Below are 17,777 nucleotides of genomic sequence, written 5' to 3'. Positions count from 1 at the left end.
CGTGCGTTTCCCCTGTCAGCGCACTCCGGTGTGGCCGAATCCACCCGTTCCACGCGCACTGTCGATGAAAGTATCCACCACCTGCAAGGTCACGCGGGCGATGGGCATGACAACCAGCTGGGCGACGCGGTCGCCCGGTTCGATGGTGAACGGCTCGCGGCCGCGGTTCCACACGCTGATCAGCAGCGGCCCCTGGTAATCGGCATCGATCAGGCCGGTACCGTTGCCCAGCACGATGCCATGGCGGTGGCCCAGCCCCGAGCGCGGCAGCACCACGGCGCACAGGCCCGGGTCGGCGATATGGATGGCGATGCCGCTGGGCAGCAGCGCCGCGTCGCCGGGTTCCAGCGTCATCGGCACTTCGATCGCCGCGCGCAGGTCCATGCCGGCGCTGGCCTCGGTGGCATAGGCCGGCAGCGGCCAGGCATCGCCGAAGCGGGGGTCCAGCAGCTTCACCTGCAATGGGTGCGGGGCGGCATCCATGTTCATGCGTCCAGTCTCTCCGCGATCAGGTCCAGCAGTTGTTCGGCCAGCTGCGTCTTGGCGGTACCCGGAAACGCGCGCTGGCCATCGCCCCAATAGGCGGTCGCCGCGTTCTGGTCGCTCTCGAAGCCGCCGCCGGCGATGCCGACCTGGTTGGCGATGATCAGGTCCAGGTGCTTGTCGGCGAGCTTGCCACGCGCGTACTTCTCCACGTCGTGGGTCTCGGCGGCAAAGCCGACCACCAGCTTCAGCGCCTGCTCCTGGGTAGCCACCTCGGCCAGGATGTCCGGGGTGCGCACCAGCTCCAGGGTCAGCGTCTGGCTGCCCGCGGTCTTCTTCAGCTTCTGCTGCGCCACCTGGCGCGGGGTGTAGTCGGCCACGGCCGCCGCGCCGATGTAGATGTCGGCCGGCAGCGCGGCCAGCACCGCCTCGCGCATCTGCGCGGCCGAGCGTACGTCCACCCGCTGCACGCCGGCCGGCGTCGGCAACTGCACCGGGCCACTGACCAGCACCACCCGCGCGCCACGGCGTGCGGCCGCGGCCGCCAGCGCGTAGCCCATCTTGCCGCTGGAGCGGTTGCCGACATAGCGCACCGGGTCCAGGTCCTCATACGTCGGCCCGGCGCTGATCAGCACGCGCATGCCCTGCAGCCGGTCCGGCACGGCCGCAACCGCCGCGGGCGCGGCCTGGCCGGCCAGCGCGGCGACGATGGCCTCCGGTTCGCTCAGCCGCCCGGGGCCGGATTCGCCCTCGGCCAGCGGGCCGTCCTCCGGCCCGATCACCTGCGCGCCGCGCTCGCGCAGCAGCGCGATGTTGGCCTGGGTGGCCGGATGCAGCCACATCCGGTGGTTCATCGCCGGGCACACCGTCAGCGGCGCGGTCGTGGCCAGGCACAGCGTGGTGACCAGGTCGTCGGCATGGCCGTGCGCCAGCCGCGCCAGCAGGTCGGCGGTGGCCGGGGCGATGACGATGCGGTCTGCCCAGCGTGCCAGTTCGATATGGCCCATCGCCTGTTCGGCGGCGCTGTCCCACAGGGTGGTGCGCACCGGTTGCCCTGACAGGGCCTGGAAACTCAACGGCGTGACGAACTGCTGCGCACCGTCGGTCATGGCCACCTGCACGTGGGCGCCGGCGTCGCGCAGGCGGCGCACCAGCTCCAGCGATTTGTAGGCGGCGATGCCGCCGCCGACGCACAGCAGCAGCTTCTGTCCGTCCAGCGGCCGGGAGGGCGCATGGACACTGTGGGGAAAGCCGGTCACTTGGGAAATCCTACCTGCACAAGAATCTTTAGCTTACCCGAAGGGTCCGTGACGACTTATTACCCTGCACACGCTTGACGGCCACCCTGAGGCCATGCACATCCGCCACTGGCCCGACTCCGAACGCCCCCGCGAAAAGCTGCTGGCACAAGGGGCCAGCGTCCTGTCCGACGCGGAGCTGCTGGCCATCTTCCTGGGCTCGGGCCTGCCCGGCCAGGATGCGATACGGACCGCACGCGAGATGCTGCACTTACATGGCCCGCTGCGGCAGTTGATGGACCATGGCGCGCGCGAGTTGATGCGGGTGCCGGGCCTGGGCCCGGCCCGCGCCTGCCGGCTGGTGGCGGCACTGGAGCTGGGCCAGCGCCACCTGGCCTCGGACCTGGAGCGCGGCACCACCCTCACCGACCCGGACTCGGCCGGCCGTTATTTCGTGCAGCGGCTGCGGCCGCGGCCGCACGAGGTGTTCGCCGCCCTGTTCCTGGACAGCCGGCACCGGGCACTGGCCTTCGAGGAGCTGTTCCGCGGCACCATCGACGGCGCCGAGGTGCACCCGCGCGAACTGGTGCGCCGGGCCCTGGCACACAACGCAGCGGCAGTGATCGTCGGCCACAACCATCCTTCCGGCAGCGCCGAACCGTCGGCGGCCGACCGTACCGTCACCCTTCGCCTGCGCGAGGCACTGGCCCTGGTTCAGATACGGCTGCTGGACCACTTCGTCATCGGCGATGGCCCGCCGGTGTCGCTGGCGGCCCGCGGCTGGATGTAGCCGGATGCGCCTGCCCGCCGGCCCCCGCCCCGGGCGTGACGCGCCTGCACCGGTCTTCCGGGACAGGCATGGCAGCCCCATCGCACGGCACGGCCGCAGGCCATGCAAGCCCCGGCCGCAGCCTGCACGCGCTGTTGACTTCGCTGACCGGCCGCGCCGCCGCGGGAGCAGCGGCCCCGCCGGTCGGGTAAAATGTTCAGTTCCGCGCTCCAAGCAGACAGTCACGTGAAATCCCTACTCCGCGCCCTGATCGGCCAAGGCATCGAAGCCTTGCGCGCCAACGGCACCCTGCCTGCCGACACCCTGCCGCCGGATTTCGTGGTCGAACGACCCAAGACCCGCGAGCACGGCGATTTCGCCACCAATGCCGCGATGCTGCTGGCCAAGGCCGCACGCAGCAACCCGCGCGCGGTGGCGCAGGCGCTGGTCGCGGCGCTGCCACCCAGCGACGACGTCGCCAGCGTCGAGATCGCCGGCCCGGGCTTCATCAACTTCAAGCTGGCGCCGGTGGCATTCCAGCGCGAGGTCGCCAGCGTGCTGCGCGAAGGCGCGGACTACGGCCGCAACCTGGGCGGCAACGGCCGCAGCGTCGGCGTCGAGTACGTCTCGGCCAACCCGACCGGCCCGCTGCACGTCGGCCATGGCCGCGCCGGCGCGATCGGCGACTGCATCGCCCGCGTGCTGGAAGCCAACGGCTGGAATGCCAGGCGCGAGTTCTACTACAACGACGCCGGTGTGCAGATCGAGAACCTGGCCCGCTCGGTCCAGGCACGCGCACGCGGCTTCAAGCCGGGCGACGAACAGTGGCCGGCCGAGGCATACAACGGCGAGTACATCGCCGACGTCGCCAAGGCCTACCTGCTCGGCCAGACCGTCGAGCTGGAAGGCAGCCAGGTGGTCGGTGCCGGCGATGCCGGGGACATCGACGCCATCCGCCGTTTCGCCGTGGCCTACCTGCGCAACGAGCAGAACCAGGACCTGGCTGCGTTCGGCGTGGATTTCGACATCTATTTCCTGGAAAGCTCGCTGTATACCGACGGCAAGGTCGCCGAGACGGTGGACCAGCTGGTCGCCTCCGGCCACACCTACGAGGAAGGCGGCGCGCTGTGGCTGCGCTCGACCGATTTCGGTGACGACAAGGACCGCGTGATGCGCAAGTCCGACGGCACCTACACCTACTTCCTGCCGGACGTGGCCTACCACCTGAGCAAGTGGCAGCGTGGTTACGAGCGCGCCATCACCGAACTGGGCGCCGACCACCACGGCTCGCTGGCGCGGGTGCGCGCCGGCCTGCAGGCGCTGGGCGTGGGCATTCCCCAGGGCTGGCCGGAATACGTGCTGCACCAGATGGTGACGGTGATGCGCGGCGGCGAGGAAGTGAAGCTGTCCAAGCGCGCCGGCAGCTACCTGACCCTGCGCGACCTGATCGACGAGGTCGGCAGCGATGCGGTGCGCTGGTTCCTGATCGCGCGCAAGCCCGATTCCCAGCTGACCTTCGACATCGACCTGGCACGCCAGCAGAGCAACGACAACCCGGTGTTCTACGTGCAGTACGCGCATGCCCGCGTCTGCTCGCTGCTGCGGCAGGCGCAGGAGAAGGGCATGGACTACGACCAGGCGATGGGCCTGTCCGCGCTGGCGCAGCTCGACGACGCGGCGTCGCTGGAGCTGATGAACGAAATCTCGCGTTACCCGGAAGTGGTCGAGGCCGCCGGCGTGTCGCTGGAACCGCACCTGGTGGCGCAGTACCTGCGTGAATTGGCGCACGCCTTCCACACGTGGTATCACGGGACGCCGGTACTGGTGGACGATGCCGCCACCCGCAACGCCCGGCTGGCACTGGCCGGCGCCGCGCGGCAGACGCTCGCCAACGGGCTGGGCCTGTTGGGCGTGAGCGCGCCGGAAAAGATGTAAGCAAGGAGACGTTGCAGAAATGGCAGCACGACGCGGCAAGAGCCAGGCCCGGCGCAACAGCGGCAACGGTACGCCCGGCTGGGTATGGCTGGTCGCCGGCGCGGCGATCGCGGCCGTGGTGTTCCTGGCCGCCCCGAACCTGTTCAAGAAGGAAGGCGACGGCTTCCTGCGGGTCGGTCCCCAGCCCAACCCGGACGCACAGCCGGCCCCGGTCGCCGATGCCGACATCGACGCCGGCGCCGACCTCCCCCGTCCAGCCGCGCACGATGGCGCGCAGCCGGCGGAGAAGCCGGCCGCGACCCAGTACGACTTCTACACCCTGCTGCCGGGCAAGGAAGTGCAGATGTCCGACGCCGAGCTGGCCGCCAGCGCGCGTGCCGAGGAACAGCGCCGAAGCCAGGCCGCGCGGGCAGCGCAGGCCAGCGAAGCGCAGCGCGCGCAGGCTGCCCTGGAAGGGCGCCCGGTACCGGCGGCCGCCGCACCGCTGCCGGCACCGATCAGCGAGACGCCGCGCCAGGCCGCAGCCGCAGGCACGCCGGCCGGCACCGCGACGGCCACCCCGGCACCTGCCGTGGCCGCAGCCGACAGCGCACCCAGGCGGGCGGAGCCAGCGGCACCGGCAACCGCGGCGGGCGGCGACAACGTCCGCTACATCCTCCAGGCCGGCGCCTTCGGCGCTTCCGGCGACGCCGAGGCGACCAAGGCCAAGCTGGCGATGATGGGCCTGGCCGCCCGCGTCGAATCGGCGCAGATCAACGGCAACACCGTCTACCGCGTGCGCATGGGCCCCTACGGCACCGCCAGCGAACTGGCCGAGGCCAAGGCCAAGCTCAACGGCAGCGGCCTGCAGGCGATGGCCATCAAGGCGCAGTAACACCGCTTTGGCGGTGTTACCCCAATGTCTGCTGCGCAGACATCGGGCCCCACGCCCTTTTCTTCCACAACCCTGCGCCTGTCGGCGCGCCACGGTGACACCGCCACGGCGGTGTTACCCCAATGTCTGCTGCGCAGACATCGGGCCCCACGCCCTCTTCTTCCACAACCCTGCGCCTGTCGGCGCGCCCCCTTGTCTCAAGGGGGCTGTGGCTCCGGCGGGAACATCGTGGGTGCGGGGCTTGCCACGCACAGGATTTGGCAAAGTGCACCATTCGCGGCAGGCTCCGCGTCTACGAGCCCCGTGTTCTGCGAGGTGCGGAAATCGTGGGCGCAGTGATGTCGCTACAGAGGCTTCACCCCGCGTTTGTGAAACAAACCTTGGGTCCCGTGCCTGTTTTTTCCCACAACCCCGCGCCTGTCGGCGCGCCCCCTTGGCTCAAGCGGGCTGGGTCTCCGCTGGGTGGGCGCCATGGGCATGCGCGTTGACGCGATGGACGTGTTCGGGGTGTCCGCATCACGCCAGCGCCGGTGCTCCGCGAAGGTGCGAAAATCGATGGCCTCTTCTCCCTGGGAAACCGTCATGTCCAAGACCGTCCTGATCACCGGCGCCACGTCCGGTTTCGGTGCCGCCGCCGCCCGTCGCTTCGCCGCCGCCGGCTGGAAGGTGATCGCCACCGGCCGCCGTGCCGAGCGCCTGCAGCCGCTGGTGGACGAGTTCGGGGCCGAGCGGGTGCACGCCGCGGTCTTCGACATCCGCGATCCGGCGGCGATGGAGGCGGCACTGGCGGCGTTGCCGGCGGCGTTCGGTGGCATCGACCTGCTGGTCAACAACGCCGGCCTGGCGCAGGGCACCGCCGCTGCCCAGCACGCCAGCCTGGAGGACTGGCGCACGATGATCGATACCAACGTCACCGCGCTGGTCACCCTGACCCATCACCTGCTGCCGCGGCTGATCGAACGCCGCGGGGCGATCATCAACATCAGTTCCACCGCCGCCATCTACCCGTATCCGGGCGGCAACGCCTATGGCGGCACCAAGGCCTTCGTCAGCCAGTTCTCGCTGGGCCTGCGCGCCGACCTGCACGGCACCGGCGTACGCGTGACCGCGATCGAGCCGGGCATGGCCGAGACCGAGTTCACCCTGGTGCGCACCCATGGCAACCAGGCCGCCTCGGACCAGCTGTACAAGGGCGCCAACCCGATGACCGCACAGGACATCGCCGAGCAGATCTTCTGGGTCGCCACCCTGCCGCCGCACCTGAACGTCAACCGCCTGGAGCTGATGCCGGTGAGCCAGTCGTTCGCCGGCTTCCAGGTCGCGCGCGAAGGCTGATGCCGGCGACACGGACGGGCATGCCGGCGGCTGCGATGCGATGGGTTGTTCCCATGCCTGCCCTCGACGCTGGCGCCCATCCCGGCACTGCGCGCAGCACAGGCCGCAAATGAGAAGGGGCGGGCACCGCCCGCCCCCTCGTCAGCGCGGCGATGGCCGCGGCCCGCTCAGCCCAGCGGCTCGTCCGACAGGTAGGTGTAACCGGTCAGGCCCGCTTCCAGCGCGGCGTCCAGCTCGGCGGCACGCTCGGCCGGCAGGTTGGCCGCGGCCACGCGTTGCCGGTAAGCCGCGCGCAGGTCGTCCAGGCGGTAGCCGACGTAATCGAGCATCACGTCGGTGGTGTCGCCGCGACGCTGCTGGGCGATGCGATAGCCGCTGCCATCGACCGTGACTTCCACCGCGTCGGTATCGCCGAACAGATTGTGGATGTCGCCGAGGATTTCCTGGTAGGCGCCGACCAGGAAGAAGCCGATGCGGTAGCTCTCGCCATGGCCCACCGAGTGCAGCGGCAGCGAGCTGTCCAGGCTCTCGTTCTCGACGTAGGTCTTGACCATGCCGTCCGAGTCGCAGGTCATGTCGGCGATCACGCCGCGGCGGTCCGGGCGCTCGTCCAGGCGCTCGATCGGCACGATCGGGAACACCTGGTCGATGGCCCAGGCATCGGGGATCGACTCGAACACGCTGAAATTGACGAAGTACTTGTCGACCAGGCGGTCGTTCAGCTCGTCCAGCGCGGGGCGATGGCTCTTCTCGTCGTAGCTCAGGCGCGCGCGCACGCCGTTGGCGATGGCGTAGAACAGGTCGTCGATGCGCGCACGCTGCGGCAGGTCGATCTGGCCGAGGGCGTAGGCGCTCAGGCCTTCGGCGTGGAAGTGCTGGGCTTCCTGGAACAGCTCCACCGCCGGGCGCTGGTCCAGTTCGTCATGGATCTCGCGCAGGTGGCGGATCGCGGCCGGTTCGTCGTCATGCGCCTCGGGGATGCGGCCATCGGCGGCCTGCTCCACTTCGGACACGTTGGCGATCAGCACCGCGTGGTGGGCGGTCATCGCGCGGCCGCACTCGGTGACGATGCGCGGCGGCGGCAGCGCGTGCGCTTCGCAGGCCTCGGCCAGCGGCTGCACGATGTTGCTGGCGTAGGCGTTCAGGCCGTAGTTGATCGAGCAGTAGCTGCGCGAGCGGGTGCCTTCGTAGTCGATGCCCAGGCCACCGCCGACGTCGACGTGGCTGATCTTCGCGCCCAGGCGCGAGAGCTCGACGAAATAGCGGGTGGCCTCGCGCATGCCGTTGGCGATGTCGCGCACGTTGCTGATCTGGCTGCCCATGTGGAAGTGCAGCAGGTTCAGGCAGTCGGCGTACTCGGTATCGCGCAGCGACTTCCACAGGTCCAGCAGCTGGCGCGGCGACAGCCCGAACTTGGCCTTGTCGCCGCCGCTGTTCTGCCACTTGCCGGCACCCAGCGATGCCAGGCGCATGCGCACGCCCAGGCCCGGCTTCACGTCCAGCGCCCTGGATTCCTCCAGCACCAGCTTCAGCTCGGAGGGCTTCTCGATGACGATATAGGTCTGCAGGCCGAGCTTGCGGCCGATCAGCGCCAGGCGGATGTACTCGCGGTCCTTGTAGCCGTTGCAGACGATCAGCCCGCCCGGCCGGCTCAACGCCAGCACCGCCATCAGCTCCGGCTTGGAGCCGGCTTCCAGGCCGAAACCCTCGCCATGGTGGCTGGCCAGGGTACCGGCCACGCCGCGGTGCTGGTTGACCTTGATCGGATAGACCGCGGTGTAGCCGCCACGGTAATCCCAGTCACGCTGGGCCTGGGCGAAAGCCGCCTGCAGCTTGCCCAGACGCTCGCCGAGGATGTCCGGGAACCGCACCAGCAGCGGCAGTTTGGCGCCGGCGGCACGCGCCGAATCGACGATTTCCGGCAACGACACGGCCGGGCCCCGCGCGCCGGTGGGGCGCACCACGACATGCCCGGCGGCATCGACGTCGAAATAACCGTCGGACCAGTGCGGGATCGAATAGGTCTTGCGGGCCTGGTCGAGGGACCAATCGCTCATCGGCGTAGCAACTCTCGGCTGTGGATAAAAAGGACGCGCATTCTAACGCCAGCGGGGCAAGGGTCCGTTACAATCCGCGCCCGCGCCTTCCGCCCTCCCGCTCCGGAGCGGGATCCAGGGGCGGAAATACGGCGCAGACCCCGTCGTACCGGGCTTTGCCGCCCCCCTCGCCCGCCCTCCGGGGCACCTTTTCCCGCCCGCGGGAGAAGGGAAAAGTCCATTGCACCCAGGAATCCCCATGACCACCCTCGACAACTGGTTCATCGAACACTTCCAGCCGACCGGCTCGGCCATCGGTTTCCGCATCACCGGCAAGCTGGACGAAGTGCAGTCGCCGTTCCAGAAGATCGAGATCTACGACAGCACCGACTGGGGCAAGCTGATGGTCATCGATGGCGCCATGATGCTGACCACCAAGGACAACTTCTTCTACCACGAGATGATCAGCCACCCGGTGCTGTTCACCCACCCGGCGCCCAGGCGCGTGGTGATCATCGGCGGCGGCGACTGCGGCACCCTGCGCGAGGTGCTCAAGCACCCGGGCGTTGAAAGCGCCACCCAGTGCGACATCGACGAGCAGGTCACGCGCATGGCCGAGAAGTACTTCCCGGAGCTGTGCGAGTCCAACGGCGATACCCGTGCCGAGCTGCTGTTCGACGACGGCGTGGCCTACATGGCCAACTGCGCGCCGGGCAGCGTCGACGTGGTGATCGTGGACTCCACCGACCCGGTCGGCCCGGCCGAGGGCCTGTTCAACAAGGCCTTCTTCGAAAGCTGCTTCCGCGCGCTGAAGGACGACGGCCTGCTGGTGCAGCAGAGCGAATCGCCGCTGGCGCTGCTGGACCTGATCAAGGACATGCGCGCGGAGATGGGCAAGGCCGGCTTCCAGTCGTTCAAGACCCTGCCGTTCCCGCAGCCGTGCTACCCGACCGGCTGGTGGTCGGTGACCGTGGCCAGCAAGCAGGCCGGCTTCGGCTTCGGCTTCCGCCAGGAAGACGCCGCCGCCAAGCCGTTCGACACGCTGTACTACACCGCCCCGCTGCACACCGGCGTGCTGGTCAGCCCGCCGTTCGTGGCCAAGGCGCTGGGCGAGTAAGCCCGCGCCACACCGCAGCGACGTACCCCAACCCCGCGCCGGCCACCGGCGCGGGGTTTTCGTTGGTTCTCCAGGCGCCGCGCATCCCCCGGGCCACCCGGCTGCCGAACGCAGCCATCACGCTGCCTGGCACGGCGCCTCGCCCGGAGGGCCCTGGAACCATGCCGGACGACCCATTGACTACAACTGTAGTCAATCGCTAGCTTCGGACGGGTTCTCCAACGTAGGCCAATCGATGCGTCCCATTGCCCGGGTATGTGGTTTCGTCCTGCTGACGTGCAGCGCAGTCGCCCTGGCCAAGCAGCCTCCCACGGCCGATGAACTGCGCCGCCTCGTCGACAGCTACGCCGATCACCGTGGGTTCAACGGGACGGTGCTGGTGGCGCGGGGAGACCAGGTGCTGCTGCGCGCCGCCTACGGCCAGGCCAATGTTGAATGGGCAACGCCCAACCGGGTGGAAGGGCGCTATCGGGTCGGCTCGCTGAGCAAGCCGCTGGTCGCCACGCTCACCATGCAACTGGTCCAGCAGGGCACGCTGCGGTTGGACGGGACACTGGGCGAATACCTGCCGGCGCTCTACGCCGGGACGCCTGCGGCGAAGGTGACGGTGGCCCAGCTGCTCAGCCACACCTCGGGGCTTGCCGACGTCCCCGGGCGCTACACCGACCCGTGGTGGCAGACCGCCGCGCGCCGCAGCTATGCGCCGATGGACTTTGCGCGTGAGTGGATCAAGCCGACGCTCCTGGAAAATCCGGGCCAGCAGTGGCGATACAACAACAATGGCTTCTTCCTGCTCGGCCTGCTGATCGAACAGGCGACCGGGCAGCCTCTTGCGGACAACCTGCAGGAGCGGATCTTCGCCCCGGCAGGCATGGCCGCCAGTGGTGTTTTCAACGGCAGGTCGGTGCTGGAACGGCTCGCCGAAGGCTACACCCGCACCGCGGAAGGCACCCTGGTGCAGCCACAGTGGATCGACCCGAGCGTGTCGTTCGCGGCGGCGGGCATCTACACCACGGTCGACGATCTCTACCGCTTCGACCGGGCGCTGTATGGTGAGCGCCTGCTGAGCCACGACACGCGGCGGCAGATGCTGACAGCGCAGGCGTCGCACCATGGGTTCGGGTGGAATGTCGATGACTGGACACTGCCCGATGGCGCCAGGCTGCAGGTCGTCTCCCACACCGGCAGCGTACCGGGCTACCAGAGCTATTACCTGCGGTCCGAGTCGCACGAGGACTGCGTCATCATCCTCGACAATTTCTGGCAGGGCGCGCTTGTGGTGACGATGGGCCAGGACCTCATGGAGGTGCTCAACGGCAAGCCGATGCAACCGGCAAAGCGGAGCCTGGACGACCTGCTGACCCCGATCGCCTATCGCCAGGGGCCCAAGGCCATGACGGCGGCCTATGAAGGGCTGGGGGTGCGCCGCGACGACTACGACCACAGCGAGAGGGCGCTGAACGCGCTGGGCTACACGTTCCTTCGCGCGGGCCGCAAGGACGAGGCGGTCAGCGTATTTGAATGGGGCGTGGCGGCATATCCCGGTTCGGCCAACACCCACGACAGTCTCGGGGAGGCGTATCGCGCGGCGGGGCGGCTGGATGAAGCGCGCCAAAGCTACCGCACCGCCCTGAAGCTCGATCCGGCCAGCCGCAGCGCCCGCGCGGCGCTGGAAGCAATGGGCACGGACAAACAACCCGGAGGCAGCAGCGATTGAGGCATCGGTACCGCCCGCCATGTCCGCGCCTGGGCCTGGCGCGCTCCTTTCCCGCATGGGGCCCTGTCCCGCCGGATCGCCTTCATGGCCAGGGCATCGGGCGGACAACCCGGGGGCTCCGCCCAGAATGACTCCGTAGCGACACGAGGTCTTTCGTCTGCCGCCCCTCGCGGGGCCCGCTGGCCCACAGGACCCCGCGGCTTCAGCACAGGAGACAGCTCCCAGGCCGCAGCCTGGGAGCCCACTGCAGCGGCGGTACCGACTACCGGCCGGCCTGCCCGGGAACGCATGCCACTGTCCACGGCCCGCCCGCCGCGGCGGGCAACACCGGCAGCGGCCCGCCAGCCGCGCTCAGCCTTGGAAATCGCGCCAGTGCGGAATGCCGTGCCGGCCCGCAATCCAACGCCCGTACATCCCCATCGACAGGCCGAACAGCACGCCGGCCAGCACCATGGCCTGCAGCACCATGCCCACCGGCATCTGCGAACGGCGCCAGCCCACCAACCACATCACCAAGCCCCAGGTCGGCCCGAAGAAGCCCCCCATCAGCAAGGCATTCGGGACAAACCCCATCATGAGCGGCGGCGGCACGCGGAAACCGAGCTTCCACAACCCCCGGTAGAGCAACGGCTCGGACGTGCCGCGCGGCAGCCCCTTGCCATCCAGCATCGCCAGGGCCCGCTGCAGGCGCTGGCCGAATTCACCGTCCACGGTCGCCATGGTTCAGAGCGCGTCGGCGTCGAGCTCGCCGGTGCGGATGCGCACCACGCTGCCCAGGTCGTACACGAACACCTTGCCGTCGCCGATCTTGCCGGTGCCGGCGGCCTTGACGATGGCCTCCACCACCTCGTCGGCCTGGGCGTCGGTGACCGCGACCTCGATCTTCACCTTGGGCAGGAAATCGACCACGTACTCGGCGCCGCGATACAGCTCGGTGTGGCCCTTCTGCCGGCCGAAGCCCTTGACCTCGGTGACGGTGATGCCGGCCACGCCGCGCTCGGCGAGCGCCTCGCGCACGTCGTCCAGTTTGAACGGCTTGACGATGGCCATGATCATTTTCATCGGTCGTTTCCCTGTCTGTGTGCCGGGGAAAGCATAGCCTGCCCGGCGCTGACCCGGCAGGCGCGGGGCGTGCCGCACGGACGGCAAGGGATTATCCTGATGTCCCCACGCAACAGAGCCCGATGGCCGCGATTGCCGGCGGCGCCTAACCTGCCAGCCTGCCCCTGCGGAGAGCACCCCATGATCGACCTCAACCACATCGATGCGCTGGCCCGCCGCCTGAGCGACCTGGTGCCACCGGGCCTGCGCGAATCGCGCGAGGAACTGCAAGCCACTTTCAAGAGTGCGCTGCAGGCCGGCCTGGCCAAACTGGACCTGGTCACCCGCGAGGAGTTCGAAGTGCAGCGCGCCGTGCTGCTGCGCACCCGCGAGAAGCTGGACGCGCTGGAACAGGCTGTCGCCGCACTGGAAAAGCGCCCCACCGGCGACGCCTGAGCCACGCCCATGAGCCTGGCGCTGGTGCACAGCCGTGCCCGCGCCGGGGTGGATGCGCCGCCAGTACGGGTCGAAGTGCACCTGTCCGGCGGGCTACCCTGCACCCAGATCGTGGGCCTGCCCGAAGCGGCGGTACGCGAATCGCGCGACCGGGTGCGCGCGGCCATTCTCTGCGCGCAGTTCGAGTTCCCGGCCCGGCGCATCACCATCAACCTGGCCCCGGCCGACCTGCCCAAGGACGGCGGCCGTTTCGACCTGCCCATCGCACTGGGCATCCTCGCCGCCAGCGGCCAGATCGACCGCCAGGCGCTGGCCGCGCACGAGTTCATCGGCGAGCTGGCGCTGACTGGCGAACTGCGCGGCGTGGACGGCGCGCTGCCCGCGGCCATCGCCGCGGCGCGTGAACAGCGCACGCTGGTGGTGGCGCCGGACAACGCCGACCAGGCCGCGCTGGCACGGCAGGCGACGGTCAAGGTCGCGCGCACCCTGCTGGAAGTCTGCGCCGCCCTGGCTGGCGAGAAGGCCCTGCCCGACGCGCAGGTCAGCACCTGCGAACCTGCACCGCTGCCGGACCTGGCCGACGTGCGCGGCCATGCGCAGGCCCGCCGCGCACTGGAGATCGCTGCCGCCGGCGGCCACCACCTGCTGCTGGTCGGCTCGCCCGGCTGCGGCAAGACCCTGCTGGCCTCGCGGCTGCCCGGCATCCTGCCCGAGGCCAGCGAGGCCGAAGCCCTGGAAACGGCGGCCATCGCCTCGGCCGGGCGCCACGGCGTGGACCCGGCACGCTGGCGGCAACGGCCCTATCGCGCCCCGCACCACACGGCCAGCGCCGTCGCCTTGGTCGGCGGCGGCGCACTGCCGCGGCCCGGCGAGATCTCGCGGGCGCACAACGGCGTGTTGTTCCTGGATGAATTGCCCGAATGGAAGCGGCAGACGCTCGAGGTGCTGCGCGAGCCGCTGGAATCGGGCGTGGTCACCATCGCGCGGGCCGCGCGCAGCACCGAGTTCCCGGCCCGCTTCCAGCTGGTGGCGGCGATGAACCCATGCCCGTGCGGCTGGGCCGGCGACCGCAGTGGCCGGTGCCGCTGCTCGGCCGATGCGATCGCCCGCTACCGCGCGCGCATCTCCGGCCCGCTGCTGGACCGCATCGACCTGCAGCTGCAGGTGCCACGGCTGCCACCGTCCGAACTGCGCGGCGATGCTCCGCCCGCCGAAACCAGCGCCGCCGTGCAGGCCCGGGTAGCGCAGGCGCGTACCCGCCAGCTGCAACGCGCCGGTACCCCCAACGCCCGCCTCGACCCGGGACAGACCCTGCGCGATTGCGTGCTGACCGCCGCCGACCAGGCCATGCTCGAACAGGCGATGGAACGCCTGCAGCTGTCCGCACGCTCGATGCACCGCATCCTGCGCGTGGCCCGCACCATCGCCGACCTGGCCGGTGGCGGCCCCATCGAACGCACGCACCTGGCCGAAGCCATCGGCTACCGCCAGCTGGATCGCGCCTGCCCGGATGGCTCACCGTAAAGCGGGCAGTGCCCCGAGTGGGGATGCCGCCGACGTTGACAGATTCGCTTTCTGGGAACTCCAGGTAACAGCAGCAGGAACAGATGCGAAGCGAGAACGGATAAACAACAAGCCCCGCGTGAGCAGGGCTTGTTGTTATTCACATATGGCTGAACTCTATTCCTGTCGATGGTTTATAAACGCCTGAGATCAATGGCAGCTCTTTTTCTGGGCCAATAAAGACCATGACGCCGTAAGGGACGCTACATTTCTCGCTCGATATGCCTGCGCCAGCAGACGAGCAAACCATAGCGGCAGGAATTCTCGCTGCCATGAACTTTCCATCCTGCCGCATGGAAATCTCCCTGCCCTGATCCCGAACATCGTCAGCCCTCCATACTTCGACAAATTCAGTCACATCCTGTTCCCAGGCACATCCAACAAGAGAAGCGGAAATAAGCAGTGTTACGAAGGAGCGCATCATTTTTTTGCACCCACACTCGGACAAATCAAATGTCAGGTTGAGTGTCCGGGCAACTTCTTACATTGCACCAGTCGACCGCCAACGATTCAGTGGATCGCCAATGTTCTCAGACCACCACCTAGTGCAACCAATCACAGGGGGATGCGTTACTGATTGTATCGAAGAAGAATTGTTCACCTGAACATAGAGCGTGTTAGCGCCGATTTGATAATCGTGCGTTGTAGCTTCCGAGAAAAGTAACTGCAATATTTCCCATATGACCGAAAGTCAACAAGCTTGAATAGTCGTGCAAATAGAGCGGAACCCCCTTCCAACCACTTACGGAGTAATCCCACTTTCCTTGCTTTAGAATTGCCCCCTCGCAAGCTCTTTTCAAGAGGCGCTGAATATTTCCATGCTGTCTGAGTGTCTCAGCAAACGGATCACCATCACTAAAATCACGATACCGAGGCCCTGTGCCAGTTAACCACTCCCAGCCAACTGACCAAGGCGACGAAGTGTCTGCCAGCCCCAGCGGATCAATCCCCGTCAGCGGATTTCCGCCAGCGTACCCATACGTCGAGATACCACCTGCAAGACCAATTGGATCACTCTGCGAGCACCTTCCGGCCCATGGATAATAATCCCGGAAGTAGTTATATTAGAAGGCGAGCCTGATCGCGGTTATCTAAATATCTCGAAGAGAACTGCACCAATCAGAGATATCCAAGTCGCAATATGTATAAATGAAAGAAGACCAACTAATGAAAGTGGTTTTGATAGAGCTGCTTTCCCAAAAGCAGAAAGCGACTTAAGCGCTTCAGATGGGGTATTCAACGGAATGTAATCAAGCGAAGCTAGTTCTGAATGGCGCCCGTTTGGTAAAGAACTTTTAGCGAGCTTTATAGCGATTAGCCTGCTCACTATTAAAAGCAGAAATCCAAAGAAAAGAAGCGGCAGGAAGGTTTCTGTATTCATTTTGATCCACATGCCCCACAGCTGACCCATTTGGGGCTACCATCCATCTTTGAATTTCCTATTGGATACCAATAAAGGGTTGCATCCCAACCCCCTTGTCCACCCCATGCACCTGGTGATTTCCCTGCCCCTAGTTGAAAACCAGAGTAGGCAACGCCACCCCCAGCAGCCAGTCCTGCTCCTTTCATAGAAGCACTTCCTGTAAGTGCGTACGGATCAATCTCGGATTTCCCATCATCTAACGATACCTGCGAGATTGTGTAAGTGATTGGCGCTCCTAACCCTCCTCCAAAAAAACTCGCATCAATATCGACAATTGCTTGCCGGCCGTTAACGCAATCCGAAACAAGGTGGAAGTTATATCTAGCTGCCGCGATCACTGCGTGCCCAAATCCTGCGCCGTGAGCGTACCCCCTCCAAGTTACAAGCCCGCGAGGATCGCTATTCAACAGTGGATTGCCTACTACATAACCATACGTGTTTATCCCCCCCATCAGCCCAATCGGATCACTCTGCACGTATCTTCCGGTGCTGGGGTCGTAATCGCGGAAGTAGTTGTAATTCAAACCCGTAGTATTGTCATATCGCTGGCCTGGATATCGCAGATCAAAGGCAAACGCCACGCCGTCGTTGTCCGGGTCCTCATCCGGCGGCGTACTCCCGAACGCCTCACCAGCGATGCTCCACGTCCAGATCGGGACGTTACGGATTCCATCGATAATGACGCGCGGTGTGCCCAAGTGGTCCGGCTCGATGTAGTGCAAGGCATGACCAGCACCTGATCGGTGCAGCACACCAACAGGCATGTTCCCAAACCACATGACCTGCTGCTGCATGCCACCGGCATTGCCGTATTCACCGAGCATGCGGCCCGCCTCATCGTACACGTAGTACGTCGTGTCCGTGCCTTGAGTACGGCGCACCTGCTCACCTTTGCCATTGTATCCGTAGCTCACCTCTACCACGGATCCATGCGTCGCCAGTGCCAGGCGCCCGGCATCGTTGTACGCATACCCAGTCCCGGAGCTCAGGCCAGTGGTGTTTCCAGCCGCATCGTAGCTACGCGCCATGCCCCCCACGCTCGACAGACGATGGCTGGAAGCGGGATACGCATAAGCGGTGATCACACCCGCCCTCAGCACACTGGTGCGGTTGCCGGTCGCGTCGTAATCAAAGGTTTCGATCGGCGTCCCGGTCGGTCCGTCCTTCACGTGCTCAAGGCGATTCAGCGCGTCGTAGCTGTATTGCGCCAAGGTGCTGCTTTGCGCCGCATCCTTCAATCGGGCCAGATTGCCCATTGCATCGAACTCGAACCACAGCGAAAGACCCCCGGTGTCCGCGTCGTGTATCGCCTGCGGCTGGTAGTTCTGATTCAGCGAGCGCATGACATTACGGCCGTTGCCATATGTCCAGCCAGTACTAGGGCCGAACGGCGCATAGGTCACGCCGGTCAGCACTACCTGCCGTCCGCCACCGCTTGGGACGATGCCAAGCTCGACGACGCGACCTTCTCCATCGAGCACCGCATCCAGTACCGTTCCGTCCGGATATGTCTGGCCAGCAAGACGACCTGCGGCGTCGTAGTGGTAGCGAACCTCGAACACCTGACTGCCAGTCATCTGCATCTTGCGGGTCAACTCACCGAATCGGTTGTAGCAGTACTGCGTCATGCCACTGGCATCGGTGATACGAGTCAACCGGCCCTGTGGACCGGCCAGAGTTCCGTAGACACTCAGTCGCCGCTCTGCGCGTAGCGCCTCTCAAACTCTACCGGTGACAGTCCGCCAGCGGAACCATGTCGGCGGATGGGGTTGTAGAACATCTCGAGGTGG

16 protein-coding genes and 1 pseudogene are annotated in these 17,777 nt (G+C 66.9%); 8 read left to right on the top strand and 9 right to left on the bottom strand.

What is annotated here, in order from left to right:
* Positions 1-15 precede the first annotated feature (15 nt).
* Both dut and coaBC read right to left on the bottom strand, forming a co-directional pair.
* Positions 16-483 (bottom strand): dUTP diphosphatase, encoded by a 468-nt coding sequence (gene dut / locus ABB33_RS15945; protein ID WP_225546719.1) that lies wholly within the window; start codon positions 481-483, stop codon positions 16-18.
* 2 nt (positions 484-485) lie between these two features.
* Complete coding sequence (gene coaBC, locus ABB33_RS15940) at positions 486-1,742, bottom strand: bifunctional phosphopantothenoylcysteine decarboxylase/phosphopantothenate--cysteine ligase CoaBC (RefSeq protein ID WP_056932732.1); 1,257 nt, start codon at positions 1,740-1,742, stop codon at positions 486-488.
* Between the two features lie 94 nt (positions 1,743-1,836).
* Here coaBC and radC point away from each other — a divergent pair, with 94 nt between their 5' ends.
* The 4 genes from radC to ABB33_RS15920 all read left to right on the top strand — a co-directional run bounded on the left by radC (position 1,837) and on the right by ABB33_RS15920 (position 6,634).
* Positions 1,837-2,511 carry a RadC family protein gene (gene radC / locus ABB33_RS15935; RefSeq protein WP_056932731.1) on the top strand — a complete coding sequence of 225 codons (675 nt, stop codon included), beginning with the start codon at positions 1,837-1,839 and terminating at the stop codon, positions 2,509-2,511.
* 225 nt (positions 2,512-2,736) lie between these two features.
* Complete coding sequence (gene argS, locus ABB33_RS15930) at positions 2,737-4,425, top strand: arginine--tRNA ligase (protein ID WP_056932730.1); 1,689 nt, start codon at positions 2,737-2,739, stop codon at positions 4,423-4,425.
* 19 nt (positions 4,426-4,444) lie between these two features.
* Entirely contained in the window at positions 4,445-5,299 is an 855-nt protein-coding gene (locus ABB33_RS15925; protein WP_056932729.1) for an SPOR domain-containing protein, read from the top strand.
* A 582-nt stretch (positions 5,300-5,881) separates the two neighbouring features.
* Positions 5,882-6,634, top strand: coding sequence for an SDR family NAD(P)-dependent oxidoreductase (locus tag ABB33_RS15920; RefSeq protein ID WP_054662558.1), 753 nt, complete (start codon positions 5,882-5,884; stop codon positions 6,632-6,634).
* Between the two features lie 167 nt (positions 6,635-6,801).
* On the opposite strand, the gene speA is transcribed toward ABB33_RS15920, so the two are convergent.
* Positions 6,802-8,691: an arginine decarboxylase gene (speA, locus tag ABB33_RS15915; protein ID WP_054662555.1), complete on the bottom strand. Its 1,890-nt coding sequence runs from the start codon at positions 8,689-8,691 to the stop codon at positions 6,802-6,804.
* A gap of 238 nt (positions 8,692-8,929) precedes the next feature.
* Between speA and speE the strand changes: the two genes are divergently transcribed.
* Together speE and ABB33_RS15905 are read left to right on the top strand one after the other, a co-directional pair.
* Entirely contained in the window at positions 8,930-9,787 is an 858-nt protein-coding gene (gene speE, locus ABB33_RS15910) for a polyamine aminopropyltransferase (protein ID WP_056932728.1), read from the top strand.
* A 235-nt stretch (positions 9,788-10,022) separates the two neighbouring features.
* A complete protein-coding gene (locus tag ABB33_RS15905; protein ID WP_056932727.1) occupies positions 10,023-11,504 on the top strand; it encodes a serine hydrolase domain-containing protein in 1,482 nt (493 codons plus the stop codon).
* 351 nt (positions 11,505-11,855) lie between these two features.
* On the opposite strand, the gene ABB33_RS15900 is transcribed toward ABB33_RS15905, so the two are convergent.
* The gene (locus ABB33_RS15900) at positions 11,856-12,224 is read right to left on the bottom strand and encodes a DUF6404 family protein (protein WP_056932726.1); all 369 of its coding nucleotides are present in this window, start codon (positions 12,222-12,224) and stop codon (positions 11,856-11,858) included.
* 3 nt (positions 12,225-12,227) lie between these two features.
* On the bottom strand, positions 12,228-12,566 hold the full coding sequence (locus ABB33_RS15895; protein ID WP_054662546.1) for a P-II family nitrogen regulator: 339 nt from the start codon (positions 12,564-12,566) through the stop codon (positions 12,228-12,230).
* Between the two features lie 180 nt (positions 12,567-12,746).
* Between ABB33_RS15895 and ubiK the strand changes: the two genes are divergently transcribed.
* Positions 12,747-13,001 (top strand): ubiquinone biosynthesis accessory factor UbiK, encoded by a 255-nt coding sequence (gene ubiK / locus ABB33_RS15890; protein WP_054662543.1) that lies wholly within the window; start codon positions 12,747-12,749, stop codon positions 12,999-13,001.
* Between the two features lie 9 nt (positions 13,002-13,010).
* Entirely contained in the window at positions 13,011-14,525 is a 1,515-nt protein-coding gene (locus tag ABB33_RS15885) for a YifB family Mg chelatase-like AAA ATPase (protein WP_056932725.1), read from the top strand.
* A gap of 139 nt (positions 14,526-14,664) precedes the next feature.
* Here the strand turns inward: ABB33_RS15885 and ABB33_RS18685 are convergent, their stop codons facing one another.
* The 4 genes and pseudogenes from ABB33_RS18685 to ABB33_RS18295 all read right to left on the bottom strand — a co-directional run bounded on the left by ABB33_RS18685 (position 14,665) and on the right by ABB33_RS18295 (position 17,615).
* Positions 14,665-14,988, bottom strand: coding sequence for a hypothetical protein (locus tag ABB33_RS18685; protein WP_182212650.1), 324 nt, complete (start codon positions 14,986-14,988; stop codon positions 14,665-14,667).
* Between the two features lie 193 nt (positions 14,989-15,181).
* Positions 15,182-15,616 (bottom strand): annotated as a pseudogene (locus tag ABB33_RS18300) (RHS repeat-associated core domain-containing protein); the annotation flags it as partial.
* 35 nt (positions 15,617-15,651) lie between these two features.
* A complete protein-coding gene (locus ABB33_RS18680) occupies positions 15,652-15,945 on the bottom strand; it encodes a hypothetical protein (RefSeq protein WP_161809435.1) in 294 nt (97 codons plus the stop codon).
* Positions 15,942-17,615 carry an RHS repeat domain-containing protein gene (locus tag ABB33_RS18295; protein ID WP_082595141.1) on the bottom strand — a complete coding sequence of 558 codons (1,674 nt, stop codon included), beginning with the start codon at positions 17,613-17,615 and terminating at the stop codon, positions 15,942-15,944. Before ABB33_RS18295 ends, ABB33_RS18680 begins: the two co-directional genes overlap by 4 nt.
* Between the last annotated feature and the right edge of the window lie 162 nt (positions 17,616-17,777).

It is taken from the genome of Stenotrophomonas acidaminiphila (assembly GCF_001431595.1).
Lineage (GTDB): Bacteria > Pseudomonadota > Gammaproteobacteria > Xanthomonadales > Xanthomonadaceae > Stenotrophomonas > Stenotrophomonas acidaminiphila.
This window is presented reverse-complemented; position numbering and strand designations above follow the sequence as displayed.

What these genes read in the sequence shown, in the direction of transcription:
- ABB33_RS15895 (WP_054662546.1), bottom strand. Translation starts at nt 12,566, where the DNA reads ATGAAAATGATCATGGCCATCGTCAAGCCGTTCAAACTGGACGACGTG.
- ABB33_RS15900 (WP_056932726.1), bottom strand. Translation starts at nt 12,224, where the DNA reads ATGGCGACCGTGGACGGTGAATTCGGCCAGCGCCTGCAGCGGGCCCTG.
- ABB33_RS18295 (WP_082595141.1), bottom strand. Translation starts at nt 17,615, where the DNA reads ATGACGCAGTACTGCTACAACCGATTCGGTGAGTTGACCCGCAAGATG.
- speA (WP_054662555.1), bottom strand. Translation starts at nt 8,691, where the DNA reads ATGAGCGATTGGTCCCTCGACCAGGCCCGCAAGACCTATTCGATCCCG.
- ABB33_RS15920 (WP_054662558.1), top strand. Translation starts at nt 5,882, where the DNA reads ATGTCCAAGACCGTCCTGATCACCGGCGCCACGTCCGGTTTCGGTGCC.
- dut (WP_225546719.1), bottom strand. Translation starts at nt 483, where the DNA reads ATGGATGCCGCCCCGCACCCATTGCAGGTGAAGCTGCTGGACCCCCGC.
- ABB33_RS15885 (WP_056932725.1), top strand. Translation starts at nt 13,011, where the DNA reads ATGAGCCTGGCGCTGGTGCACAGCCGTGCCCGCGCCGGGGTGGATGCG.
- ABB33_RS18680 (WP_161809435.1), bottom strand. Translation starts at nt 15,945, where the DNA reads ATGAATACAGAAACCTTCCTGCCGCTTCTTTTCTTTGGATTTCTGCTT.
- ubiK (WP_054662543.1), top strand. Translation starts at nt 12,747, where the DNA reads ATGATCGACCTCAACCACATCGATGCGCTGGCCCGCCGCCTGAGCGAC.
- radC (WP_056932731.1), top strand. Translation starts at nt 1,837, where the DNA reads ATGCACATCCGCCACTGGCCCGACTCCGAACGCCCCCGCGAAAAGCTG.
- ABB33_RS15925 (WP_056932729.1), top strand. Translation starts at nt 4,445, where the DNA reads ATGGCAGCACGACGCGGCAAGAGCCAGGCCCGGCGCAACAGCGGCAAC.
- ABB33_RS15905 (WP_056932727.1), top strand. Translation starts at nt 10,023, where the DNA reads ATGCGTCCCATTGCCCGGGTATGTGGTTTCGTCCTGCTGACGTGCAGC.
- ABB33_RS18685 (WP_182212650.1), bottom strand. Translation starts at nt 14,988, where the DNA reads ATGATGCGCTCCTTCGTAACACTGCTTATTTCCGCTTCTCTTGTTGGA.
- speE (WP_056932728.1), top strand. Translation starts at nt 8,930, where the DNA reads ATGACCACCCTCGACAACTGGTTCATCGAACACTTCCAGCCGACCGGC.